This is a genomic window from Streptomyces sp. f51, from assembly GCF_037940415.1.
Lineage (GTDB): Bacteria > Actinomycetota > Actinomycetes > Streptomycetales > Streptomycetaceae > Streptomyces.
In genome coordinates this window covers 4,539,421-4,562,679 of record NZ_CP149798.1, presented here as the reverse complement: position 1 = coordinate 4,562,679, position 23,259 = coordinate 4,539,421, and the positions used below count along the sequence as shown (strand labels likewise).

Sequence of the window (23,259 nt, the reverse complement as noted above, 5' to 3'; positions counted from 1 at the left end):
GCGCCCGTGCGGCGGACCGGGGCCGGTCAGAGCTGACTCAGGATCGTCGGGTCGGTGATCCTCAGGTCGTCGGCCAGCAGCATCGCCTTGCTGAGGATCACCGCGAGCATGCGGTCCCCCTCGAACGGCAGATAGCCGGTCTCGGGCCCTGCCGCCGCGGACTTCGGGACGATGCACAGGTACTGGTCGTTCGGGGTCATCAGGATGTTGCCCGAGCCCAGATGGATCTTGTACGTGTGCCGCTCGCCCTTCACGTGCAGGAAGCGGCCCTGAAGGGTGCAGCGGTCGGCCATCGCCAGCCGGGGTATGAGCCGTTCGAGCAGGGCGCGGCGGGTCTGCGCGGTCTCGGTCAGGTCGCCGAAGCCGTACGACGTCCAGTACTCCTGGAACCGGCCGCCGGGGCCGCCGTCCTGCCAGGCCGGGTCGTTGCCGACGCTCGCGACCCCGACGAACAGGTCGACGTCGCGCAGGACTTCGGACAGGACGAGCGGCGGGATCTCCGTGAGCGGCAGGGGTTCGACGGGGGTCTCGTCCGGGCCGAGCCACATGCGGTACTCGCCACCGTGGCAGTGCGCCGAGTTCCGCGGGGCGTCGATCGGATAGAAGCGGACCTGGTCGGTGCGCAGCCGCAGATAGCTGCCGGACTCGGTGGTGTCCTCGCCGTACTCGCCGTCGCCGGTGATCCAGTACTCGGCGCGCAGCCCCCATCGCGGCAGTTCCCGGGTGGCCGGGGGCGCCTCGTCGTCGACGCAGAGGCGGAGTTTGTTGTGCCAGCCCCTGACGGCGGCCAGGGAGTTGAACTGGTGCTGGCGCACGAAGTGGGCGGCGAAGCGGTTGGAGTAGGTGCCGGTCGCGCGCTCGGCGTCGGTGAGGAGGTACACCTCGCGGTGGGCCTGCTTGAAGGGCTGGGTGATCTCGTGCCGCTCCAGCCAGTCCCGCCAGGCGACGACCTCGGCGGGTTCGCGGCCGGCCGGGTGCCAGAGGGTGACCTCCTCGCCCGTGGCCACCGGGTCGCCGGCGAGGGTGGACAGTCCGCCGTTCGCGTAGCCGACGGGAGTGCCGTCGACGGTCCACAGGAGCCGGCGGGCGAGGGTGCCGACGAGCGGGTGGTCGAGGTACCGCTCGCGCCAGGTGCCGTACCTCCAGGTGCGCCGGCCGAGGAACTGCCGGTCCAGGCGCTCGGTCTGCGCCGAGAGCATCCTGTCGATGTCCTTGACGGCCGCCTTGAGCTCCTTGAGCTCCTCGGCGTGGTCGCGCCGCACGGCGGCGGGCACGCTCCTGACGGCCTTGCCGCTCGCGTTGCGCCAGCTCAGCACGACGCGTGAGCCGTGGACCTCGAGGAGGGCGGTGTCGCCGCCGAACGCGTGACGCGCCTGCCCGACGCCGGTGAGCCCGTACGCCGGGACGGCCAGTTCCTCGATCTCCTCGCGGCTCAGACCGAGGGCGGTGGCCTTGGCCTCCAGGAAGCCGTCGACGAGCTTGGCCGTGGCCTTGTACGTCACCCGGGCGGCCAGTCGGGCCAGTTCGGCGAGGGCGGCCTCGCCGTCGATCCGGGACAGCGCGACGACACCGGCGTTGGCGACCTTCGGGTTGCGCGGGCCGAGTCCGGCGACCTTCTTCAGGGAGGTCTCGACGAGCGCGCCGAGGGCCCGGACGGTGTCGGGGTGGGGCGGCAGCACGGAGACCAGCCAGGCGAGGCCGCGCAGGGCGTTGGCGTTGTAGGGGTCGTACGCGTCGTTCAGGTCGGCGCCGTAGGACTGGCTCCGCAGCCGGAACGTCCGGGGGCGGCCGGCGAGGGCGAGCCAGGGCAGCACGGTGACGCGGACGTGGTCGGCGCCGAGGGCTTCGACCAGCGCCCGTGACCGCTGGTCCCACTTGGCGGAGGGCTTGGAGGCGGTGGCGGTCGTCAGATGGGCCAGCAGGGCCCGCCAGTCGGGCCCGGAGCCGTCCCGCATGGCCGCCTCGGCCCATTCCTCACCGACGTTGAGGACCGGATCCGTGATCGTCTTCGCCAGGTCCCCCAGGTTCGTGGAGCGGTAGGCGTCCATGGCCGAGCGGCGGAGCACCGCGACGACGGCCGGGGAGAGCGCGCGGCCGGTCCCCAGCTCGGCCTCGATGAGCCCGTCGGGCCGCGACGCGTACCAGATGGAGTACATCGTGCCGAGTTCGTCGAGCCGCTTCAGCCGCTCCACCGGGAGCCGGTCGCCGGGGAGGCCCCGGGAGACGACGCCGACCAGGGTCAGCGCGTGGTCCCGGGCGTCCGTCCCCTCGCCGAGCGCGTGGTAGCGCTGCACCAGCACGTCGGCCAGCCGGGTCCGCCGCTCGGCGGGCAGCGCCCTGAGCAGGTCGAGGATCTCGGTCCATCCGCCGTGCCAGCCGCCCCTGTTGACCGTCGCGGCGCGAAGGACGTCGGTGGCGAGCGCCTCCATGTCGTCCTTGGCCACCCACGCGCGGATCCACCGCACCCACTTCGCGACGTCGGTCATCGTCATCCCCCCACCAGTGCGACGAGCTTGAGGAAGGTGACCTCGGTCCCGAGGGCCAGCTCGATCTCCTCGTCGAGGGCGGTCACCTGACGGTCCCCCACGAGCACCAGGAAGCCGTTGCCCTCGAACGCGCGGAGTGCCAGCGCGGTCTGGGCCTCCGGGTCGATCCGGCGGGGCGTGCGCAGCGCGTAGCCGTTCAGCACGCGCTCGGTGTCCTCGGGCTGCACGAGCCCCTGGAACACCGCGGGCATGGCCGCGTTGTACTCGGCGACCTCCTGGAAGACCCGGCGCCTGATCAGCTCGCGCACCGCGAGCCGCTCCTCGGCGAACTCGATGCCCCAGCCCGCGCCCCGGGTCCCGCTGGTCGTCTCGTCGACGAACGTCACCATTCCCATGCCGACGAACAGTACGAGCCCCCACTGACAACCGGCCCTCGGGTCCTGCCGAGTTCGGCGTCCGGCCTGTTCGCGACGGTCGCCGGGCCCGTCCGCGACAGTCACCCCGGATCCGACTTGAACATGTTCAAAAGCAGGTCTACATTCATCTCAGACAGCGTTTTGAACGCGTTCAAGAAGGGGTGGGGACATGGATCTCACAGTCGTCGCGTACGTCATCTATCTGCTGGTCAGCATCGCGCTGACGGTCTGGGTGGCGCGCACGCTCAGCCACAACGGACGGATCTTCCTGTCGGACGTCATGCACGGCGACGAGAAGCTCGCGGATGCCGTCAACCATCTGCTGGTCGTGGGCTTCTACCTCGTCAACCTGGGCTTCGTCGCCCTCTATCTGCACCAGAGCGAGGAGATCTCCAACGCCCGCGAGATCTTCGAGGCCCTCTCGACCAAGCTGGGTGTCGTCCTGCTGGTGCTCGGCGTGATGCACCTGGGCAACGTCTACGCGCTCAACAGGATCCGGCGGCGGGGCGTCATGGAGCGGGAGCAGACCCCGCCGGTGCGGCCGACGGACTGGGCCGCTCCCGCGGCCGGGGCGTGATCGCGGTGACCGGCGCACCGGCCGCCGGGGACCGGGACGCCGAGCGCGTCCCGGTCCTCGGGCTCACCGTCCTCTACGACGCGCGGTGCTCGCTGTGCGCGGCGCTGAAGAAGTGGCTCGCCGCACAGCGCCAGCTCGTGCCGCTGCGGTTCGTGCCCGCGGGCTCCGCGGAGGCCGCCCGGCTCTGCCCGGGACTCGACCACGGCGCCACCCTGGACGAGATCACCGTCCTGGGCGACGCCGGGCAGGTCTACCAGGGAGCCGCCGCCTGGATCGTCACCCTGTGGGCGCTGCGCGAGTACCGTCCGCTGGCCCACCGGCTGAGCACTCCCGCGGGTGCCCGGCTGGCCAGGGGCGCCACCCTCGCCGCCGCCAGGTGGCGGGAGGCGCAGGCGTCCCGGCGGTGGGGCGGCGGCGTGTACGACCGGGGCGACGGCTGGCGCTACGACCCGGCCGTCGGCTGGACCTTCGAGCCGCCCGCCTGCGACAGCGGGGGCTGTCCCGCCGTCCCCAGTCGTTAGGCTCGTCCCGTGCCAGCACCGACAGACAGCCCCGGCCCCGGCGGGTCCTCCGAGCCCACCGCGGCCCCCCGGCCCGCCAAGTCCCCCGACAGGGAAGCGAAGAGCCCGGCGAAGAGCGAACAGACCCGGGCCCTGATCCTGGAGACCGCGATGCGGCTCTTCCAGGAACGCGGGTACGACAAGACGACGATGCGGGCCATCGCCCAGGAGGCCGGGGTCTCGGTCGGCAACGCGTACTACTACTTCGCCGGCAAGGAGCACCTGATCCAGGGCTTCTACGACCGGATCGCCGCCGAGCACCGCGAGGCGGTCCGGGACGTCCTGGACCGCGAGACGGACCTGGAGGCCCGGCTGGGCGGCGTGCTGAAGGTGTGGCTCGACATCGCCACGCCGTACCACGAGTTCGCCGTGCAGTTCTTCAAGAACGCCGCCGACCCGGACAGTCCGCTCAGTCCGTTCTCGCCCGAGTCGGAGCACGCGCGCCTGGAAGCGATCAGCGTGCACAAGGAGGTGCTGGCCGGGGCGAAGACCAAGGTCCCGGAGGAACTGCGCGAGGTGCTGCCGGAGCTGATGTGGCTCTCGCAGATGGGACTCGTCCTGTACTGGGTCTTCGACCGCACCGAGGGCCGCGAGCGCAGCTACCGGCTCGCCGAGCGCGGCGCCCGGCTGACCGCGCGGGGCGTCTACCTCTCCCGCTTCCGTCTGCTGCGCCCGCTGGTCCACGAGGTGCACGAACTGTTCACGGACTTCCTGCCGGGCATGACGAAGGCTCTGCCGGACCCGGCGAAGAAGCAGGGATCCGGCCCTTCGCAGCCGGCCGGGGAGACGGAGTGAGGGGCGCCCGCCGAGGCGGGCACCCCCCGTCGCGCCGGAGCGATCCGGCGGTGCACGGCCTCAGTTGACCGCGTCGGCGTCCACCTCTCCCTGCGCCAGCTCCACGTCGTGCACCAGCGGCTCGTCCGTGACGACGACGTGCCGTGCCCGCGCCCCGTACGAACGGGCCGTCGCGGAGAGCAGATACGTCCCCGGGGCGGGGACCGAGACGATGTAGGAACCGTCGGCCAGCGAGGTCACCCGGTCCAGCTGGCGTCCTCCCTTGGACAGCAGCGTGAGAACCGCTCCGTCGACGGCCTCGCCGTCCGCGTCCCGGACGAAGCCGTGCACGGCCGAGGCCCCGCCCGGGACCGGGGCCGCATCCTCCGAGGGCTCCTCGGCGGGCTCCACCGCCAGATGCGGCAGCCGCTTGTCCAGCCAGGCGGGCAGCCACCAGTTGGAGTCGCCGAGCAGGTGCATCGCCGCGGGCACCAGGGCCGTACGGAGGATGAAGGCGTCCAGGGCGACCGCGGCCGCGAGGCCGACCCCCGCCATCGCCGCCCCCGCGTCACCGCTCAGGACGAAGGCGAGGAAGACGCACACCATGATCAGGGCGGCCGAGTTGATGACCCGCCCGGTCTCCGCGAGACCGACGCGCACCGCGCGCGCGTTGTCCCTGGTGTGCACCCACTCCTCGTGCATCCGGCTCACCAGGAACACCTGGTAGTCCATGGACAGGCCGAAGAGCAGCGAGAGCATGATGACGGGCAGGAAGGCGTTGATGGGGCCCTCCTTGCCGAGGCCCAGCGGTCCGAGGCCCCAGCCCCACTGGAAGACCGCGACCAGGACGCCGAAGGACGCGGCGGCCGCGATCAGGTTCATCAGCGCGGCCGTCAGCGGGACCATCAGGGAACGGAAGGCGATCAGCAGGAGCAGGAATCCGAGGCCGATGATCGTGGCGACGAACCAGGGCAGCCGGTCGCCGGTGATCGTGGCGAAGTCCTTGGACACGGCGGTCACACCGCCCACATGGGCCGTGGCCCCTGCGTCGGGGATCACCCGGTCCCGCAGGGTGTCGATGAGGTGGTCGGTCCGTACCGACTGCGGTGAGGAGGCCGGCACCACCTGGATCACCGTCACGCCGTTGGCGGGCGGCAGCGCGGCGACCGCGGCGACCCCGGGCGTGCCGCCGATGCTCTTCGCCAGGACGTCGGTGTCACCCTTGGTCGCGACGACCAGCAGGGGGCCGTTGAAGCCGGGGCCGAAGCCCTCGGCGAGCAGGTCGTAGGCCTGCCTGGTGGTCGTCTTCGCGTCGTCGTTGCCCTGGTCGGTGGCACCGAGGTGCAGCGAGAGGACGGGGACCGCGAGGACCGCCATCACGGCCAGCGCGAGCGCCGCGATCGTACGGGGGCGGCGCTGCACGGTCATCGACCAGCGCGCCGCGGCCCCGCTCGCCCGCTCCGGCTCGGGGCCGCCTTCCGCCAGCTTGCGCCGCTGGCGCCGGCTGAGCACCCGGACGCCGAGCACTCCGAGGAGCGCGGGCAGCAGCGTGACGGCGGCGAGCACGCTGAACACGACGGTCAGGGAGGTGCCGATGACCACGCCGTCCAGGAACCTGAGGTTCGTCACGAGCATGCCCGCGAGCGCGATGCACACCGTTCCGCCCGCGAACAGCACCGCGCGCCCCGAGGTGTTGAGGGCGACCACCGCCGACTCCTCGGGCGCAAGCCCCCGCAGGAGGCCGCGCCGGTGCCGGGTGACGATGAACAGCGCGTAGTCGATGCCGACGCCGAGGCCGATCAGGGTGGCCAGCAGCGGGGCCAGGTCCGGGATGGCCGTGGTGTGGCTGAGCAACTGGGTGGAGAACAGGCCCGTACCCACACCGAAGATCGCGATGCCGATGGGCAGCAGCATGGCGAAGAGCGAGCCGAAGGCGAGGAAGAGGACGACGGCCGCCGCCAGGATGCCGACCATCTCGGCGAGCCCGGTGGGCGGCTCCTGCACCCGCTGGATCGCCTGTCCGCCCAGCTCGACCTGAAGTCCAGCCCGTTCGGCGCCCTGCGCGGTGTCGACGACCTTCTGCACCAGGTCCTTGGGTACGGCGTTCGCCTGCTCGGCGAAGGTGATCTGGGCGTACGCGATCCGGCCGTCCCTGCTGATCTGCGCGGCGCCCCGCTCCCCCCGGTACGGCCCCGCGACCTGGCCGACCCCCTTCATCCCGGCGATCTCGTCCAGCACCGGCTGGATCCGGGACCGCACGGAAGCGTCCTTCACCGTGCCGTGCGCGACCTTCCACACCACCGTGTCGGTGTCCCCCGCGCTGTTCGGGAAGGCCTTCTCCATCTGGTCGTACGCGCGCTTGGAGTCCGTGTTCGGAAGGGAGAACACGTTCGCGTAGTCCGTGCCCGCGGTGGTCGCCGCGAAGCCGAGACCGAACAGCGCACCCACCCACAGCAACAGGACCACCAGCCGGTGCCGATAGCACCACCGTGCCAATACCGCCACGTTCAACGCTCCTTAATCGGTCGGTCCCCCAGGTCCTGGACACCAGCATTCGCGACCCCGCGCGCGAGTGGACCCGACCCGCCCATGACTCTCAAGGAACTCCAAGGCGCGAACGGCACGCGCCGCCAACGACCCGGCCGATACTGGGGACATGACCGCTCACGAGGGAGCCACCGTCCTCGTCGTCGAGGACGAGCCGAGCATCGCGGACGTCCTCACCATCGCGCTGCGCTACCACCGCTTCGAGGTGATGGCCGCGGGCTGCGTGCGCGAGGCGCTCGCCCTGGCCGAACGCACCCGCCCGGACGCGGCCCTGCTCGACGTGATGCTCCCGGACGGCGACGGCCGGGCCCTCGGCCGTGAACTGCGCCTGCGGCAGCCCGACCTGGCCGTCGTCTTCCTCACCGCGCGCGACGCGCCCGCCGAAATCGTCGGCGCGCTCGGCTTCGGCGACGACTACATCACCAAGCCCTTCAACATCGACGAGGTCGTCGCCCGGATCACCGCCGTCCTGCGCCGGACCCGGCAGGGCGACGTCCTGCCGCAGCGCCCGCCCCTGCGCTACGGCGATCTGGAACTGGACGAGACGACGTACCGCGTCCACCGCGCGGGCACCACCGTCGAACTCACCCCCACCGAGTACGCGCTGCTGCGCTTCCTCGTCCGCAACGGCGGACGGATCGTCCCCAAGGAGCAACTCCTGCGCCACGTATGGCAGTACGAGCACCCCGCCGAGTCGACGGTCGTCGAGACGTACATCAGCTATCTGCGGCGCAAGCTCGAACCGCTGGGTCCGCCGGTGATCGAGACCCGCCGGGGCGTGGGATACGGGCTCGCGTGAAACCGCCCGTCCTGACCGGCTGCCGACCCGTGCGCCGCAAGCACGGCATCCACTCCCTGCGCGGCCAGCTCACCATCGCGAACGTGGGACTGCTGGCCCTCGGCATCGTGGTGGCCACCGCCGTGAGCCTGATGGGCATGCGGCACTATCTGCTCGACCAGGTGGACGCCCAGCTCCTCAAAACCCGTGCATCACTGGGCGGTTCACAGCTCACCATGCGCCAGATCGACTCGCTGAGCGCCCTCGCGTTCGTCCACGACCGGATCGGTCCGGCGGCGGACGAGTCGCCGAAGCCGGATTCCCTCTTCGCGGCCGTCGACCGACGCGGCGAGGCGATCGAGGTCGCCGGCTTCCGGCCCGGGGACACCCAGCGCGCCTTCGCCGCCGTCGTCGACGACCCGGCCGCCCTCGCCCGCGCCGGCGAACCACGGGACGTCACCGTGCACGGCGCCGCCTACCGGGCGACCGCCATCCGGCTCGCCGACGGCACCTACGTCCTGTTCGCCGCCTCGACCGACGGGCTGCACAAGGGCATCGCCAAGGCGCTCAAGCTCGATCTCGCCGTGGGCACCCTGCTGTTGGCGCTCCTCGCCTGCCTCACGATGTTCAGCGTGCGCCGGCGGATGCTGCCACTGGAGGCCATGGTGGAGACCTCGTCCGCCATCGCCGAGGGCGATCTGACCCGGCGCGTCCCCTCCAGCCACCATCCGACCCAGGAGGTCGAACAGCTGCGGCTCGCCCTCAACTCCATGCTGCACCAGGTCGAGTCGGCCTACCGGACGCGCGAGGACAGCGCCGCCCAGCTGCGGCGTTTCGTCGGCGACGCCTCGCACGAACTGCGCACCCCGCTCGCGGCGATACGCGGCTACCTCCAGCTGTACGACAAGGGGATGCTGACCGATCCCGCCGAGCGCAGACGGGCCTGGGACCGGATGAACGCCGAGGCCGACCGGATGGGCCGGCTGGTCGACGAGCTGCTCACCCTGGCCCGCCTCGACCAGCGTCCCGAACTCCGGTTCAGGAACGTCGATCTGAGCCGGCTCGTGCGGGACGCGGCCGCCGATCTGCGCGCCCAGCAGCCCGGCCGGCCGGTGACCGTGGACGCCGACGGCACGCTGCTCGTACGGGCCGACGAGTCGGGGCTGCGCCAGGTGCTGGGCAATCTCGTGGCCAACGTACGCACGCACACGCCCGACGACGTGCCGGTACGGCTCGGCCTGGAGCGCGCGGACGGTGTCCTGCGGCTGTGCGTCGCGGACAAGGGTCCCGGGCTCGCGCAGGAGGACGCGGCGCGCGTCTTCGACCGCTTCTTCCGGGCCGGCGGCGGCGCGGGCAGCGGGCTCGGCCTGGCGATCGTGGAGGGCGTGGTGCGGGCGCACGGCGGAGACGTCGCGGTCCGGACGGCACCCGGCGAGGGCCTAGCAGTGACGGTGACGCTGCCGGTGCGGTGAGGCCCGCGGGACCGGCGTGGCTCCCGAGGCTCCGGCGCGGGTCGGGGACCCCTCATCCGCACCGCCGTGACCTGCGGAAACGTACTTGAACAGAAGCTGACCCGGGCGGTTGAACACCGGCTGCCCAGGCCCCGTACACCACGATGAGGGCGAATCGGTCGCTTCGGATCGGCCCGCCACGCCACCACCGCGCACCGCACGGAAGGACCGCCGGGTTGTCGTTCAAAACGAGCTCTCGACAGCAGCCGAACACGGACGAGACGCCTCCGCGCGACGAGCCGGCACCGGAACCGCCCACGGACACCGACGCCGACGCGCCCGCGGACGGAGAGGACGCCGCCGCCTCGGGTGAGGGAGAGGCAGCGGCCGGGGCGGCCCCCGAGATCACCGCGAACGACGGGGCCGCCTCTTCCGCTTCCGGGGACCCGGAGGGCACACCGCCCACCGCCGCGACGGAGGACACCACCGCTCCCGGGAGCGGGGCGGCGGTCACGCGGGACGGGACCGGCACCGGGACGCCCTCCGGCACGGAACCCGGCACCGGCGCGCCCGCCGGATCCGGCCGGACGGACCCGGACGCCCCCGACGCACCGGACACGACCGCTGCCGCTGCTGACACCGAGACCCTGCCCGACACCGGACCCGGCACCGACGCGTCCGCCGGATCCGGCCCGACGGACCCGGACTCCCCGGACGCCCCCGACGCACCGGACACGACCGCTGCCGACACCGACACCCTGCCCGAGACCGGACCCGGCACCGAACCCGGCACCGACGCGCCCGCCGACGCCGGTGCGGTCGGCCCGGACTCCTCGGACGGCGCCTCGGAGGCGGCTGCTGCGCCGGACGGCGAGGACCCCGCCGGAGAAGTCCCGGGCCCGGCCGCCGGGGACGGGGCCGGCGGCGGGGAGGAGTCGCCGGCGGACGAGCCGCCCGGGCGGGGCAACGGATGGCGGGGCCGGTATCCCGTCGCCGCGCGCACCCTCGCCTGGACCACGACCCTCCTCGCCGCCGCGCTCGTCCTGTTCGCCCTGCTCATGCCGAGCCACGCGGACAAGTTCCGGCCCGCCGAGTTCCTGCGGCTGCCGGTGGAGGCGATCTTCGGCGCCGCGCTGCTGATCGTCCTGCCCCGCCGGCCGCGGATCGCGGTGTCGGTGGCCGCCGGACTGCTCCTGGGCGTGCTGACCGTCCTGAACATCCTCGACATCGAGTTCAACGAATACCTCGGGCGGGGCTTCAACGTCGTCCTCGACTGGTCGCTCTTCGGCGACGCGCAGGCCTACCTCCAGGACACCTTCGGCAACGGCGGCGCGCTCGGCATAGCCGCCCTGGCCGTGGCGCTCGTGCTCGCGATACTGGCCCTCACCACCCTGTCGGTCGTCCGGCTGGGCGGCCTGGTCGCCAGGAACACCGTGACGGCCACCCGCACGACGCTGGTCCTGGCCATCGCCTGGGTCACCTGCGCCACGCTCGGCGTGCAGTACACGGGGGTGCCCATCGCCTCCGAGCACGTGGCCCTGGTCGTCCAGGACCGGACGGAGGCCGTGCGGCAGACCCTGCGGGACGAGGCCGAGTTCGCCAGGATCTCCAAGAAGGACAACTTCGCCAACACTCCGCCCAGCCAGCTGCTCACCGATCTGCGCGGCAAGGACATGATCGTCACGTTCATCGAGAGCTACGGCCGCAGCGCCGTCGAGGACCCGCTCATGGCGCCGCGCGTCGACGCGACGCTGACCGCCGAGAACAAGAAGCTGACCCAGGCCGGTTTCGCGGCGAAGAGCGGCTGGCTCACCTCGGCGACGTACGGCGGCAGCAGCTGGCTCGGCCACTCGACGTTCCTGTCCGGCCTGTGGATCAACAACCAGCAGCGCTACCGCACGGTGACCGCGGGCGATCACCTGACCCTGGTCGGCGCCTTCAAGAAGACCGGCGACTACGACACCGTGGGCGTCATGCCGGGTGTCCAGAAGGCCTGGCCCGAGCAGAAGTTCTACGGCATCGACAAGCTCTACGACGCCCACCACCTCGGCTACAAGGGACCGAAGTTCAGCTGGTCGACCATGCCCGACCAGTACGCCCTGGCCGCGTACCAGCGTCTGGTGCACAGCAAGAAGCACGACAAGCCGCTGATGTCGACGATCATCCTGACCTCCAGTCACCAGCCCTGGGCCCCCATCCCCAGGACGGTCCCCCAGGACCAGGTCGGCGACGGCTCGGTCTACGGCGCCATCGAGAAGGCGGGCAAGCGGCCCGCCGACATCATCACCAGCTCGCCCAAGTCCAAGGTGGAGTACGGCAAGGCGATCTCGTACTCGGTGACGAGCCTGATCGACTGGCTGGTGAAGTACGGCAACAAGAACACGGTGCTGATCTACCTCGGCGACCACCAGCCGATCGCCCGGGTCAGCGGCGACCACGCCAGCCGTGACGTGCCCGTCTCCATCGTCGCCAAGGACCCGAAGGTGCTCGACAGGATCGCCGACTGGGGCTGGACGGACGGTCTCCGGCCCGAGCACAACGCCCCGGTGTGGAAGATGAGCGACTTCCGCGACCGCTTCCTGACCTCGTACGGATCCACACCGCACCCCTAGGGTCCGGGGTCCACTCCTCCGCCGCGGGCGGCGGTCACGGCGACGGCCGTCGACCGCCGCCCGCGGCCGTGCGGCCGACGGCCGCGGGAGTCACACCGGCGGTCACAGCCAGCTCAGCCGCCAGAGGCGGAAGACACCGGTCCCGTCGGAGAGGTACTCGCCGCCGCCGATGTCCTCGGTGCTGATGACGTAGTCCTTGCGCTGCCACAGCGGGATCAGCGGCACGTCCTGGGCCACGTCCGCCTGGAGCCTGCGGAACGCGTCCGCCGTACGGCTGCGGTCGGCGTCCTCCTGGGTCTGCCGGATCAACCCGTCGACGTCCTTGTTGCTGTAGCCGTTCTTCATGCTGTTGCCGGTGCCCACGAGCGGCGCGCCGAAGGTGTCGGCGTCGGGGTAGTCGGCGACCCAGCCGACCGCCCAGGCGTCCAGGCCGCCCTCCGCGTACTTCTTCTGGAACTCGGTCCACTCGTAGCCCACGGTCGTCACCTTGAACAGGCCGTCCGCCTCCAGCTGCCGCTTGAGTTCGGCCGCCTCCTCGGCCGCGGCGCCGCGCCCCTCGGCGAAGCCGTAGGTGAAGCGCACGGGCAGCTTGACCCCGGCCTCGGTCAGCAGGGCCCGCGCCTTCTTGGCGTCCGGCTGCGGATAGTCGTCGAAGAACGCGGTGGTGTGCCCCGTGATCCCGGCCGGGATCAGCCCGTAGAGCGCGTCGGTGGTCCCGCGGTACGTGCGGTCGACGAGCTTCTCGCGGTCGATCAGCGAGGCGAGCGCCTGCCGGACCCGCCGGTCGTGCAGCGGGGACGCGGGGCGCACGTTGAGGACGAGGTTGCGGGTCTCGGCGCTGTCGGCCGCCGTGACGCGCTGGGCGGGGTCGCTCGGCGAGAGCGCGGCGAGGACGGCGGGCGGCAGCTGCCGGGCCACGACGTCCAGCTCCTTCGCCTTCCAGGCCACCTGGAGCGCCTGCGAGTTGGGGTAGTAGCGCAGGACGACGGGCCGCCCGGAGTCGTCGACGGCACCCTTGTAGCGGGGGTTGGGCGCGAGGACGGCCTTCGCGTCCCGCGTGTACGTCTTCAGGACGTACGGCCCGGTGCCGTCGGCGCCGCTGTCGGTGCGCAGGCTGCGCCGGGGGTAGGCGGTGCTGTCGACGATCGATCCCGCACCGGTCGCCAGCTTGAACGGGAACGTGGCGTCCGGCGAGGCCAGATGGAACGTGACGGTCAGGCCGCTCGCGTCCACGCTGCCCAGGGTGGAGAGCAGGGAGGCGGGCCCCACCTCGTCGTTGATGCGCTTGATCCGGTCGAAGGAGAACTGCACGTCCTCCGCGGTCACCTTGCGTCCGCTGGCGAAGGTCAGGTCGTCACGCAACGTGCAGCGATAGGTGCGCAGCCCCGCGTCGGTGAAGGCGCAGCTCCTGGCAGCGTCCGGAACGGGCTTGGTGCCGCCGGGCTCGAAGGTGAGCAGCGACTGGAAGACATTGCTGAACAGGGCCCAGGATCCGGCGTCGTAGGCGCCGGCCGGGTCGAGCGAGGTGACGGCGTCCGTCGTGCCCACCGTGATGGTGCGGTCGCTGTTCTGTTTGGCGGGCAGCAGCTGCCAGCCGGCCACACCCGCGCCCGCCAGGACGAGCAGCGTCGCGAGAATCCATAAGCGAACCGATCGCATCGGTGCCCTCCCCAGGCGCCCCGCACGTCACTCCCCTAGTGACGCGGATCACCTAACCACAGGAGTTTCAGCCGGGGAAGGGAATCGGGAAGAGTGCCCAGGTCCGATGAAAATGATCTTTTCCGGCCGCCGCACAGCGGATTCTCAGGCTTCCGGCGACGCCAGCTCGACGACCGTGATGTCCGAGGGCGCGCCGACGCGGGTCGGCGGTCCCCAGGCTCCGGCGCCCCGGGACACATAGAGCTGGGTGTCTCCGTAGCGCTCAAGACCGGCGACCGTCGGATTGGCGGCGGCCGCGACGAAGTTGCCCGGCCACAGCTGTCCGCCATGGGTGTGTCCGGACAGCTGGAGGTCGACGCCGTGGCGCACCGCCTCGTGGATCTGCACCGGCTGGTGGGCGAGCAGCACGCAGGCCCGTGTCCTGTCGCGGTCCCCGAGCGCCTTGCCGAAGTCGGGACCCTGGCCCTCGCTCTCGCCCTGGAGGTCGTTCACACCGGCGAGGTCGAATCCGGCCAGTTCGGTCCGCACGTTCTCCAGCGGGTGGATTCCCAGCTCCCGCACCTGACGGACCCACTGCGCGGCTCCGGAGAAGTACTCGTGGTTCCCGGTGACGAAGTAGGAGCCGTGCCGGGCGCGCAGCCCGGCGAGCGGCGCGGCCGCGGGGCCGAGGTTCTTGACGCTGCCGTCGACCAGGTCGCCGACGACGGCGATCAGATCGGGCTGCGTGGAGTTGATGGTGTCGACCACCTTCTGCGCGAACCCGCGCCCCAGCACCGGCCCGAGGTGGATGTCGCTCACGACGGCGATCCGGAAACCGTGGGCGGACCGGGGCAGTTTGGCGAGCGGCACGGTGACGCGCTTCACCCGGGGCCCGCGCAGCACGCCGTAGGTTCCGTATCCGACGGTGCCCACGGCGACGGCCGCGGCCGTGCCGCCCACGACCCGGGAGACGAACAGCCGCCGCGACGGCTCAGGGCGCGCCGCCGTCTCGTCGGCCACCCCCTCGGCCGCCACCGCCTCGGCAGCCACCGCCTCACCCGCCGGTTCGGCGGCCGGTTCGGCGGTCACCGTGTCCTCCGAGGGCGCGTGCCCTTCGTTCTCCCCTTGCCGGGCGGCCCTTCGCTCCAGAGCGCGCCTCAGCAGTGGCCTGACGAGTTCCCCTGCCAGCAGCGCCAGTACGAGGTAGAGGCCGAGCGGCATCCACAGGAAGCCGGGCCAGGACAGCGTCCGCTGGAGCCAGAACGGGGCTCCCGCGCGCTCGCTCGCGACGGCTCCCACCATCAGCAGCGGCCCGGCGACGAAGACGGCCGCGCCCAGCCGGCGGACCGGTCCCGGGCCGCTCGTGGTGTCGCGCACCAGCCGGACATAGGCGTACCGGTGCAGCCCGACGATCAGGGCCAGCGCGGCCAGGGCCGCCGCCACGAACAGGATGACCATGACGCCGTACCCCCCGTTATGACGTCTGGCGCAAAGCGCGTACGCCGCGCAACCCGATGACCCCGACGACCGTCCCAAGGACAAACGACACGACGGCGAGGGTGAGATGCACCCAGAAGTACGCCGTCGGATCGCCCGCGTCGTCGAACGCGAGCCCACTGGCGTCTTCCCAGAGATTCTTAGCGAAAGTGACCCAAATGACCCAACTCCACACCCCGAAGGCGAGCAGGAACCAGGACACGGGGCGGCTGAGCTTCATGCGTTCAGTATCGCCGTCGCCCACCGTGGTCCGGCGCCGGGGTGGAGAGGGCGGGGCGGCTTACCCGGACGGTGACGCGAATTCCGGTCACAACCCCTGTACTTTCTCGATCGTGCCCGCCTCGAAAAAGACCATTCGGCGATCCCTGCTGACCGCTTCCGCCACCTTGCTGGCCCTTTCGCTCACCGCGCCCGCGTTCGCCGACACCAAAGACACCACCGACACCACCGACGCGAGCCCGTCGGAGAGCCCCACGGCCTCTCCGTCGGCCACACCCCCCGCGCACATGTCGAGCCTCGGCGGCGAGCGGCTCGGCCGGCCCGGCAACCAGGTGAGCCTCGGCGGCGGCGCCCCCGTCCTGCCCGCGGACGTCACCGCCCGTTCCTGGATCGTCGCCGACGCGGAGTCCGGGGACGTCCTGGCCGCGCACAACGCCCACTGGCGACTGCCCCCGGCGAGCACCCTGAAGATGCTGTTCGCCGACACGGTGCTGCCCAGGTTCCCGAGGAGCACCTCGCACAAGGTGACCTCCTCCGACCTGGCGGGCATCGGCGCGGGCTCCAGCGTGGTGGGGATAAAGGAGAACCAGACGTACTCCGTCCACGACCTGTGGCTCGGGGTGTTCCTGCGCTCCGGCAACGACGCCGTGCACGTGCTGTCCGCGATGAACGGCGGTGTCGACGAGACGGTCAAGGACATGCAGGCGCACGCCGAGGACCTCCAGGCCCTCGACACGCACGTGGTCAGCCCGGACGGATACGACGCCGGGGGCCAGGTGTCGTCGGCGTACGACCTGACCCTGTTCGCCCGTTCGGGGCTCCAGAAGAAGGACTTCCGGGAGTACTGCTCGACGGTGCGGGCCGAGTTCCCCGGCGTGAGGGCCAAGAACGGGAAGGGCACGGGCCGCTCGACCTTCGAGATCCAGAACACCAACCGGCTGCTCGCCGGTGACAGCGACGTGACCCCGTATCAGGGCATCGCGGGCGTGAAGAACGGCAACACCACCAACGCGGGCGCCACCTTCACGGGCGTCGCCGAACGCGGCGGCAAGGTGCTGCTCGTGACGGTCATGAACCCGGAGAAGAAGGAGCACAACGAGGTCTACAAGGAGGCCGCGCAACTGCTCGACTGGGGATTCCAGGCCGCGGGCAAGGTGCAGCCGGTGGGCGAGCTGGTCCCGCCCAAGGGCGTCGACACCACCGCCCAGCCGGGCGCCAACGCGTCGGGCGGAGCGAGCCACGGCACGGGCTCCGGCACGGGCGGCGCGAACGCCTCCACGAAGCCGGTGGCGGCCTCCACCGCCGGGGCGAGGGGCGGTTCGAGCGGCATCGGCGTCGCGCTCGGTCTGGCCGGCGGCTTCCTCGTCCTGCTCGCGGCGGGCGTCTTCCTGGTCAACCGGCGCTGGCCGCTGCCTGACCTGATGCGCCGCCGCCGCTGACAGCCCGGGGCTCAGGGGCCCGCGCGGACCTCGCGGCCCCCCGGGTCCTTCCGGCCCTCGGGCCCCGCCGGTTCCCGCGGACCGGCGGGCTCGTCCGGGACCTCCGGCTCCCGCGGACCGGCGGCCTCCCGCTCCTGCCCCTCGCTCCGGGTCGCCGTCCAGGCGGCGGCGTACAGGAGCAGTTTCGAGGTGAAGTTGATCCACAGGAGCAGCGCGATGGGCACGCCGAAGGCGCCGTACATGCTCTTCGACGCCACCCCCCGCATATAGCCGCTGAGCAGCAGCTTGAGCAGCTCGAACCCGACGGCGCCGATCAGCGCCCCGACGATCAGCCGGCGGCGCGGCGGCTCGACACCGGGCAGCAGGGTCAGGACGTACAGCAGGACCAGGAAGTCGGCGAGGACGGCCACCGCGAAGGCGACGCCCTGGAGCAGGGTGGTCCCCCAGCCGTGCTCGTCGAGTCCCACGTGCCGCGCCGACCAGCCCATCGCCGTGGACGCGAGGGTGGAGACGGCGATCGTCAGGAGCACGGCGCCGCCGAGACCGATGAGGATCCCGCCGTCCTTGAGCTTGCGCAGGAGGGGGTTCTCCTCGCTGTCGGGCAGTTCCCAGACCGCGCGCAGACAGTCCCGCATCTGGCCGACCCAGCCGATGCCGGTGATCAGCAGCAGGGCGCCCGCGACGAGCCCGATCGTGCCCGCGTTCTGGACCAGGGCGTGGATGTCGAGCTGGTCGGAGATGCCCGGCACCTGCTCGGCGAGCTTGTCCTGGAGGTCCTTCTGCTGCTGGGGACTCAGCGTGGCGGCGCCGATCGCCGCGGCCACGGTCAGCAGCGGGAACAGCGCGATGAAGCTGATGAAGGTCATCGCCGCGGCGAGCCGCGTCCATTTCACCCGGTCGAGCCGCTCGTACGACCGCCACGCGTGCGTCGCCATGAGGCGTACGACCAGAGGTCCCACGCCGGGAATCTTTTTCAGCCAGTCCATGATCCGACTCTGCCCTCGCCTCGGAAAACCAGTGAGCGGGTACCCCAGAATCGCAAGGCAGTGGCCAGCGCCATGCCGATTCCCGCTCCGGAGACCGTGTCCGCGCGCGGGGAGGTGAAACCGAGCGCGTAGTGACTGACGGCGATACAGAGCAATTGCACGAGCGCGCCCGCGATGTTCACCCCGAAGAAGATCACGTACTGCCGCGGGCCGCGTGCCGCCGCGTGCCGGTAGGTGCCGAGCGCGTTCCCGGCGTACGCCACCGAGCAGCCGGCGAGGAACGACAGCGACTTGGCGGTCAGCGGGTCGAGACCGGCCGGGCCGCGGAGCCAGACGAAGAGGCCGAGGTCGGCCGCGTAGGCGAGGAGGCCGACCGAGGCGAACCCGGCGAGTTCACGCAGCAGCCCCCGCCGTCCCGCCCCGGGCCCGGTCACCGCTTCCGCGACGGCCGGCCCCGGGGCGGCCGGCTCCCTGACGGCGGACCCCGGCACGTCCGGTGCACCCGCACCGGTCCCGCCCCTGGTGGGCGGCCCCGGGGCGGGCCGGTTCCCGGTGACGCTCACCAATGGGCCACGGCCAGTCCGTACATCGCCAGCCACACCAGCCCGATGAGGGCGAGCGGGCGGTCGCGCAGGACCACGTCCTCCGGCTCGCCCGCCGAACCCCGGTCGGCGAAGACCGCGTAGCGCAGGACCGCCAGGATGAAGGCGACCATGGACAGCTGGCGCCACGGCAGCAGGCCGGTGCTCGGCGCCCCGCCCTCCTCCAGCGCCCACAGGCAGTAGCCGAGGACGGAGACCCCGGCGGCCAGCTGCCAGACGAAGCGCAGATAGCCGGTCGTGTACTCGGTCAGCAGAGCCCGCGTGGCCCCCGCCTTCCCCGCCATCTGGACGGCCTCGGAGTAACGCTTCGCCGAGACCATGAACAGCGCCCCGAAGCCGGTGGTGATCAGGAACCAGCGCGAGAGCGGGATGCCCAGGGCCAGACCGCCGATCACGGCCCGCATCAGGAACCCGGTCGTGACGACGACGAGGTCCACGACGAGCACGTGCTTGAGGCTGACGCAGTACGCGAGCTGCATGCCGATGTACGCGGTCAGCAGCGCGCAGACGGACGCCGAGCAGAGCCAGGCGGCGGCCGCGGGCGCGAGGACCCCGAGGGTGCCGCCGACGGCGTACGCGGCCGGTACGGGGACCTGGCCGGCGGCGACGGGGCGGTGGCGCTTGACGGGGTGGGCGCGGTCGGCGGCGGCGTCCCGGGCGTCGTTGATCAGGTACACGGCGGCGGCGCAGGCCGTGAACAGCACGAAGACGAGGGCGAGCCGGCCGAACGCGTGCGGCGAGAAGAGCCGTCCCGCGGCGGCCGGGGCCGCCACGACGAGCACGTTCTTGACCCACTGGCGGGGCCGCGCCGTTCTGACCAGGCCCCGCACCAGCCCGGTCAGGGTCCGCGGCGGCGGGGCGAGGACCGGGGCGCGCTCCAGGAGCGCGGTGCGCTCAGCCATGGCCGGCTCCGATCCAGCGGGCGCCCAGTCCGGCCGTCGCGGCGCCCAGGGCCGCGCCGGCGGCGATGTCCGTGGGGTAGTGGACACCGACGACGAGGCGGGAGAGGCACATCGCGGCGGCGAGCGGCGGCACGGCGTAGGCGCCGAGCATGCCGTAGGCGACCGCGGCCGCGGTGGCGGAGGCCGCGTGGGAGCTGGGGAAGGAGTGCCGTCCTGCGGTGCGGGCCCGGGGCGCCACGTGTGTGGGGCGCGGACGGCGCACGATCCGCTTCACGCCCATGCTGGCGAGGTGCGCGCCCGCGGTGAGCGCCGTGGCGCGCAGCCACGCCGCGCGCCTCCCGTGGTCGGCGGCCGCCCCGGTGAGTCCCGCGGCGAGCCACAGGGCACCGTGCTCCCCGCTCCAGGACAGGGCGCGGGCGGCGGCCGCGACGCGCGGGTCCCCGCCGTACGCGTGGAACACGGACAGCAGCCGTCGGTCCATGCCGCTGCCCCGGTGGCCGTGGCCGTCCGGGCGTTGATCCCTGTCGTCCCGGTGGCCATGGTCGTCAAGCCGCCGATCCATCTCGTCACGGTCGTCAAGGTCGTCCATGTGAGGCCACTCTTCTAGGGAGCGGTCAAAGAATTACGGCAATCTTGGACGACATCCCATTAATCACCCATTTCGGTGAGGAGCCCGGAGTGCTGGGTGGATTGCCCCGTTGCGTCCCCTCGGCGGCGCTACGGTCACGGTCATGCCTGCCGACTCCGTCTCCGTCACGGGTTGGGGCCGCACCGCCCCGACCACCGCCCGAATGGTCCGCCCGCGCACCTACGGGGAGGCGGCGGCCGCCGTCCGGGAGTGCGGGGCACGGGGAGGGATCGCCCGGGGGCTCGGACGGGCGTACGGCGACGCCGCGCAGAACGCCGGCGGGGCGGTGCTCGACATGACGGGCCTGGACCGGATCCACGCCATCGACGCCGACGGCGGCACGGTCCTGTGCGACGCGGGGGTGTCCCTGCACCGGCTGATGGAGGTCCTGCTTCCCCTGGGCTGGTTCGTGCCGGTGACCCCGGGGACCCGCTACGTCACCGTGGGCGGCGCGATCGGCGCGGACATCCACGGCAAGAACCACCATGTGTCGGGCTCCTTCTCCCGTCATGTCCTGTCCTTCGAGCTGCTGACGGCGGACGGCGAGATCAGGACGGTCGGGCGCGGCACCCCCCTGTTCGACGCCACGGCGGGCGGCATGGGCCTGACCGGGGTGATCCTGACGGCCACCGTCCGCCTCCGGCCGGTGGAGAGCGGCCTGATGTCCGTCGACACCGAACGCGCGGCGGACCTGGACGACCTGATGGCGCGCCTCACCGCCACCGACCACCGCTACCGCTACTCGGTGGCCTGGATCGACCTCCTCGCGCGCGGGGCGGCGACGGGCCGCGCGGTCCTGACGCGCGGCGATCACGCGCCGCTGGACGCGCTGCCGGCGCGGGCGCGCAGACACCCGCTGGAATTCCGGCCCTCGCGACTCCCCGCCGCCCCCTCCTTCCTGCCCGAAGGGCTCCTCGGACGGACGACGGTGGGCCTGTTCAACGAGCTCTGGTACCGCAAGGCACCGCGCGCGCGGCGCGGTGAACTCCAGCCGATCCCGGCCTTCTTCCATCCCCTCGACGGGGTGCCCCACTGGAACCGCGTCTACGGGCGCGGCGGCTTCGTCCAGTACCAGTTCGTCGTCGGACACGGCCGGGAGGAGACCCTGCGCCGGATCGTGCGGCGCATCTCCGGACGCCGCTGCCCCTCCTTCCTCGCCGTCCTGAAGCGCTTCGGCGACGGCGACCCCGGCTGGCTGTCCTTCCCCGTGCCCGGCTGGACCCTCGCCCTGGACATCCCCGCCGGCCTGCCGGGCCTCGGCACCTTCCTTGACGGTCTCGACGAGGAGGTGGCGGACGCAGGAGGACGGGTGTACCTCGCCAAGGACGCACGGCTGCGTCCGGAGCTGCTGGCCGCGATGTATCCGCGGCTCGGCGTGTTCCGGGCGCTGCGGCGGGAGCTGGACCCGCGCGGAGTGTTCACCTCGGACCTGTCCCGCCGGCTCGGTCTCTAGGTCCGGGGCTCGTCGGCGACGTCCCGCCCGCAGGGCCACCCCCCGGCGCCCCCGCGCCGGTCCCCCCACCCGCACGGCGGCCCGTTCCCCGGCCGCCCGCCCTGTTCCCCCCGTCTCTAGGAGCGAGCTGTCATGAAGGACGCCTTCGGTATCCCCCAGTCCCTGCTGGTCCTCGGCGGCACGTCCGAGATCGCGCTGGCCACCGCCCGCCGGATGATCACCCGGCGCACCCGGACGGTGTGGCTCGCCGGACGGCCGGCGCCCGGCCTGGAGGAGGCGGCCGGGCGGCTGCGCGGGCTCGGCGCGGACGTCCGCACCCTCGCCTTCGACGCCCTCGATCCCGAGTCCCACGAGGCCGTGCTCGGCAAGGTGTTCGCCGAGGGGGACATCGACATGGTGCTGATGGCCTTCGGGGTGCTCGGCGACCAGGCCGTGGACGAGAAGGAGCCGGTCGCCGCGGTCAGGGTCGCGCAGACCAACTACACGGGGGCCGTGTCCTCGGGCCTGGTGTGCGCGCGGGCGCTCCAGACGCAGGGGCACGGCTCCCTGGTGGTGCTGTCCTCGGTCGCGGGCGAGCGGGCCCGCCGCTCGAACTTCATCTACGGCTCCAGCAAGGCGGGCCTCGACGCCTTCGCGCAGGGCCTGGGCGACGCCCTGCACGGCACGGGCGCCCACGTCATGGTCGTACGCCCCGGGTTCGTCCGTACGCGGATGACGGCCCATCTGCCGGAGGTGCCGCTGTCGACGACTCCGGAGGCGGTGGCCGCGGCGATCGAGCTGGGGCTCAGGCGCCGCTCCGAGACGGTGTGGGTGCCGGGGGCGCTCAGGATGGTCATGTCGGCGCTGCGGCACACGCCGCGGGCCGTGTTCAGGCGGCTGCCGGTCTGAGGCCGCGCGGACCGGGCCGAGCGCCGGAAGGGCCGGTCACCGGAGGGAGCGCCGGAAGGACGGTCAGAGTGCCGGAAGGGTGGTGTCCCGCTCGGGCGAGGACGCCTGAGGGGGCACCACCGCGCTGCCGAAGGGGAACTCCCGCAACTTGCGCCACACGCCGTCCGCGCCCTGTTCGTAGAGGGCGAACCCGGTGCAGGGCCACCCGGCCTCGAACCCGGACAGCGCCTCGAAGGCGTGGTCCATGGCCTCTTCGCCGATGCCGTGCGCCACGGTGACATGCGGGTGGTACGGGAACTGGAGCTCGCGGGCGACGGGGCCGGAGGCGTCCCGTACCTGGCTCTGAAGCCGGGTGCAGGCCTCGGCGCCCTCGGCGACGCGTACGTACACGACCGGGGAGAGCGGGCGGAAGGTGCCCGTGCCGGACAGCCGCATCGGGAACGGGCGCCCGGCGGCGGCGACCCGGACGAGGTGCGCCTCGATCGCGGGCAGCGCCGACCGCTCGACCTCGGTCGGCGGCAGCAGGGTGACATGCGTGGGAATGCAGCAGGCCGCGGGGTCGCCGAAGCCCGCGCGCCGCTCCTGGAGCAGGCTGCCGTGAGGCTCCGGGACCGCGATCGACACGCCGATCGTTACGGTCCCCACGTCGTCTCCTGTCGTCGTCGATGATCGGGCTGTCCGGTGGTGCTGCGCGGAGGAGGCGATCGCTTCGCTCCCCGGCTTCCGACTGTACGGCGGTATGACCCGCAATCGGCCGTCACGGCAGTGTCGCGCTCGTCTCGTACTGACTGCCGAAGGTGGTGTGG

The 23,259-nt window shown here is 72.3% G+C and carries 20 protein-coding genes; 9 read left to right on the top strand and 11 right to left on the bottom strand.

What is annotated here, in order from left to right:
- Positions 1 to 26: 26 nt before the first annotated feature.
- The gene (locus WJM95_RS19990) at positions 27 to 2,492 is read right to left on the bottom strand and encodes a DUF4132 domain-containing protein (protein ID WP_339131055.1); all 2,466 of its coding nucleotides are present in this window, start codon (positions 2,490 to 2,492) and stop codon (positions 27 to 29) included.
- On the bottom strand, positions 2,489 to 2,881 hold the full coding sequence (locus tag WJM95_RS19985; RefSeq protein ID WP_339131054.1) for a hypothetical protein: 393 nt from the start codon (positions 2,879 to 2,881) through the stop codon (positions 2,489 to 2,491). Before WJM95_RS19985 ends, WJM95_RS19990 begins: the two co-directional genes overlap by 4 nt.
- Before the next feature lie 190 nt (positions 2,882 to 3,071).
- Here WJM95_RS19985 and WJM95_RS19980 point away from each other — a divergent pair, with 190 nt between their 5' ends.
- From WJM95_RS19980 to WJM95_RS19970, 3 genes are read left to right on the top strand one after another with little or no spacing between them, the layout of a single operon-like run.
- Positions 3,072 to 3,479, top strand: a complete 408-nt coding sequence (locus WJM95_RS19980) for a hypothetical protein (RefSeq protein WP_339131053.1) — start codon at positions 3,072 to 3,074, stop codon at positions 3,477 to 3,479.
- A gap of 5 nt (positions 3,480 to 3,484) precedes the next feature.
- Positions 3,485 to 4,000: a DUF393 domain-containing protein gene (locus WJM95_RS19975; protein ID WP_339131052.1), complete on the top strand. Its 516-nt coding sequence runs from the start codon at positions 3,485 to 3,487 to the stop codon at positions 3,998 to 4,000.
- 9 nt (positions 4,001 to 4,009) lie between these two features.
- Entirely contained in the window at positions 4,010 to 4,834 is an 825-nt protein-coding gene (locus WJM95_RS19970) for a TetR family transcriptional regulator (RefSeq protein WP_339131051.1), read from the top strand.
- A 60-nt stretch (positions 4,835 to 4,894) separates the two neighbouring features.
- Here the strand turns inward: WJM95_RS19970 and WJM95_RS19965 are convergent, their stop codons facing one another.
- Positions 4,895 to 7,309 carry an MMPL family transporter gene (locus tag WJM95_RS19965; RefSeq protein WP_339135695.1) on the bottom strand — a complete coding sequence of 805 codons (2,415 nt, stop codon included), beginning with the start codon at positions 7,307 to 7,309 and terminating at the stop codon, positions 4,895 to 4,897.
- Between the two features lie 160 nt (positions 7,310 to 7,469).
- Between WJM95_RS19965 and WJM95_RS19960 the strand changes: the two genes are divergently transcribed.
- The 3 genes from WJM95_RS19960 (at position 7,470) to WJM95_RS19950 (ending at position 12,201) form a co-directional block, all read left to right on the top strand.
- Entirely contained in the window at positions 7,470 to 8,159 is a 690-nt protein-coding gene (locus WJM95_RS19960) for a response regulator transcription factor (protein ID WP_339131050.1), read from the top strand.
- Complete coding sequence (locus WJM95_RS19955; protein WP_339131049.1) at positions 8,156 to 9,610, top strand: HAMP domain-containing sensor histidine kinase; 1,455 nt, start codon at positions 8,156 to 8,158, stop codon at positions 9,608 to 9,610. Before WJM95_RS19960 ends, WJM95_RS19955 begins: the two co-directional genes overlap by 4 nt.
- A 143-nt stretch (positions 9,611 to 9,753) precedes the next feature.
- A complete protein-coding gene (locus WJM95_RS19950; RefSeq protein WP_339131048.1) occupies positions 9,754 to 12,201 on the top strand; it encodes a sulfatase-like hydrolase/transferase in 2,448 nt (815 codons plus the stop codon).
- Between the two features lie 102 nt (positions 12,202 to 12,303).
- Here WJM95_RS19950 and WJM95_RS19945 read toward each other — a convergent pair whose 3' ends face one another.
- From WJM95_RS19945 to WJM95_RS19935, 3 genes are all read right to left on the bottom strand, one after another.
- Entirely contained in the window at positions 12,304 to 13,860 is a 1,557-nt protein-coding gene (locus tag WJM95_RS19945) for an ABC transporter substrate-binding protein (protein WP_339131047.1), read from the bottom strand.
- Between the two features lie 144 nt (positions 13,861 to 14,004).
- The gene (locus WJM95_RS19940) at positions 14,005 to 15,297 is read right to left on the bottom strand and encodes a metallophosphoesterase (RefSeq protein WP_339131046.1); all 1,293 of its coding nucleotides are present in this window, start codon (positions 15,295 to 15,297) and stop codon (positions 14,005 to 14,007) included.
- 16 nt (positions 15,298 to 15,313) lie between these two features.
- Positions 15,314 to 15,556 (bottom strand): hypothetical protein, encoded by a 243-nt coding sequence (locus WJM95_RS19935; protein ID WP_339131045.1) that lies wholly within the window; start codon positions 15,554 to 15,556, stop codon positions 15,314 to 15,316.
- A 112-nt stretch (positions 15,557 to 15,668) separates the two neighbouring features.
- Between WJM95_RS19935 and WJM95_RS19930 the strand changes: the two genes are divergently transcribed.
- Positions 15,669 to 16,994 carry a D-alanyl-D-alanine carboxypeptidase gene (locus tag WJM95_RS19930; RefSeq protein WP_339131044.1) on the top strand — a complete coding sequence of 442 codons (1,326 nt, stop codon included), beginning with the start codon at positions 15,669 to 15,671 and terminating at the stop codon, positions 16,992 to 16,994.
- 11 nt (positions 16,995 to 17,005) lie between these two features.
- Here the strand turns inward: WJM95_RS19930 and WJM95_RS19925 are convergent, their stop codons facing one another.
- The 4 genes from WJM95_RS19925 to WJM95_RS19910 form a co-directional block, all read right to left on the bottom strand.
- Positions 17,006 to 17,980, bottom strand: a complete 975-nt coding sequence (locus WJM95_RS19925; protein WP_339131043.1) for a YihY/virulence factor BrkB family protein — start codon at positions 17,978 to 17,980, stop codon at positions 17,006 to 17,008.
- Positions 17,968 to 18,414, bottom strand: coding sequence for a GtrA family protein (locus tag WJM95_RS19920; protein WP_339135693.1), 447 nt, complete (start codon positions 18,412 to 18,414; stop codon positions 17,968 to 17,970). Before WJM95_RS19920 ends, WJM95_RS19925 begins: the two co-directional genes overlap by 13 nt.
- A gap of 125 nt (positions 18,415 to 18,539) precedes the next feature.
- Positions 18,540 to 19,484, bottom strand: a complete 945-nt coding sequence (locus WJM95_RS19915) for a decaprenyl-phosphate phosphoribosyltransferase (RefSeq protein ID WP_339131042.1) — start codon at positions 19,482 to 19,484, stop codon at positions 18,540 to 18,542.
- Positions 19,477 to 19,965 (bottom strand): phosphatase PAP2 family protein, encoded by a 489-nt coding sequence (locus WJM95_RS19910; protein WP_339135691.1) that lies wholly within the window; start codon positions 19,963 to 19,965, stop codon positions 19,477 to 19,479. The genes WJM95_RS19915 and WJM95_RS19910 overlap by 8 nt, the downstream gene beginning before the upstream one ends.
- A 250-nt stretch (positions 19,966 to 20,215) precedes the next feature.
- Here WJM95_RS19910 and WJM95_RS19905 point away from each other — a divergent pair, with 250 nt between their 5' ends.
- Complete coding sequence (locus WJM95_RS19905) at positions 20,216 to 21,565, top strand: FAD-binding oxidoreductase (RefSeq protein WP_339131041.1); 1,350 nt, start codon at positions 20,216 to 20,218, stop codon at positions 21,563 to 21,565.
- 132 nt (positions 21,566 to 21,697) lie between these two features.
- Complete coding sequence (locus WJM95_RS19900) at positions 21,698 to 22,453, top strand: decaprenylphospho-beta-D-erythro-pentofuranosid-2-ulose 2-reductase (RefSeq protein WP_339131040.1); 756 nt, start codon at positions 21,698 to 21,700, stop codon at positions 22,451 to 22,453.
- Between the two features lie 63 nt (positions 22,454 to 22,516).
- On the opposite strand, the gene WJM95_RS19895 is transcribed toward WJM95_RS19900, so the two are convergent.
- Entirely contained in the window at positions 22,517 to 23,098 is a 582-nt protein-coding gene (locus tag WJM95_RS19895) for a 2'-5' RNA ligase family protein (RefSeq protein WP_339131039.1), read from the bottom strand.
- Between the last annotated feature and the right edge of the window lie 161 nt (positions 23,099 to 23,259).

What these genes read in the sequence shown, in the direction of transcription:
- WJM95_RS19910 (WP_339135691.1), bottom strand. Translation starts at nt 19,965, where the DNA reads ATGGACCGACGGCTGCTGTCCGTGTTCCACGCGTACGGCGGGGACCCG.
- WJM95_RS19980 (WP_339131053.1), top strand. Translation starts at nt 3,072, where the DNA reads ATGGATCTCACAGTCGTCGCGTACGTCATCTATCTGCTGGTCAGCATC.
- WJM95_RS19985 (WP_339131054.1), bottom strand. Translation starts at nt 2,881, where the DNA reads ATGGGAATGGTGACGTTCGTCGACGAGACGACCAGCGGGACCCGGGGC.
- WJM95_RS19945 (WP_339131047.1), bottom strand. Translation starts at nt 13,860, where the DNA reads ATGCGATCGGTTCGCTTATGGATTCTCGCGACGCTGCTCGTCCTGGCG.
- WJM95_RS19950 (WP_339131048.1), top strand. Translation starts at nt 9,754, where the DNA reads ATGAGGGCGAATCGGTCGCTTCGGATCGGCCCGCCACGCCACCACCGC.
- WJM95_RS19960 (WP_339131050.1), top strand. Translation starts at nt 7,470, where the DNA reads ATGACCGCTCACGAGGGAGCCACCGTCCTCGTCGTCGAGGACGAGCCG.
- WJM95_RS19935 (WP_339131045.1), bottom strand. Translation starts at nt 15,556, where the DNA reads ATGAAGCTCAGCCGCCCCGTGTCCTGGTTCCTGCTCGCCTTCGGGGTG.
- WJM95_RS19900 (WP_339131040.1), top strand. Translation starts at nt 21,698, where the DNA reads ATGAAGGACGCCTTCGGTATCCCCCAGTCCCTGCTGGTCCTCGGCGGC.
- WJM95_RS19905 (WP_339131041.1), top strand. Translation starts at nt 20,216, where the DNA reads ATGCCTGCCGACTCCGTCTCCGTCACGGGTTGGGGCCGCACCGCCCCG.
- WJM95_RS19990 (WP_339131055.1), bottom strand. Translation starts at nt 2,492, where the DNA reads ATGACGATGACCGACGTCGCGAAGTGGGTGCGGTGGATCCGCGCGTGG.
- WJM95_RS19915 (WP_339131042.1), bottom strand. Translation starts at nt 19,484, where the DNA reads ATGGCTGAGCGCACCGCGCTCCTGGAGCGCGCCCCGGTCCTCGCCCCG.
- WJM95_RS19940 (WP_339131046.1), bottom strand. Translation starts at nt 15,297, where the DNA reads ATGGTCATCCTGTTCGTGGCGGCGGCCCTGGCCGCGCTGGCCCTGATC.
- WJM95_RS19925 (WP_339131043.1), bottom strand. Translation starts at nt 17,980, where the DNA reads ATGGACTGGCTGAAAAAGATTCCCGGCGTGGGACCTCTGGTCGTACGC.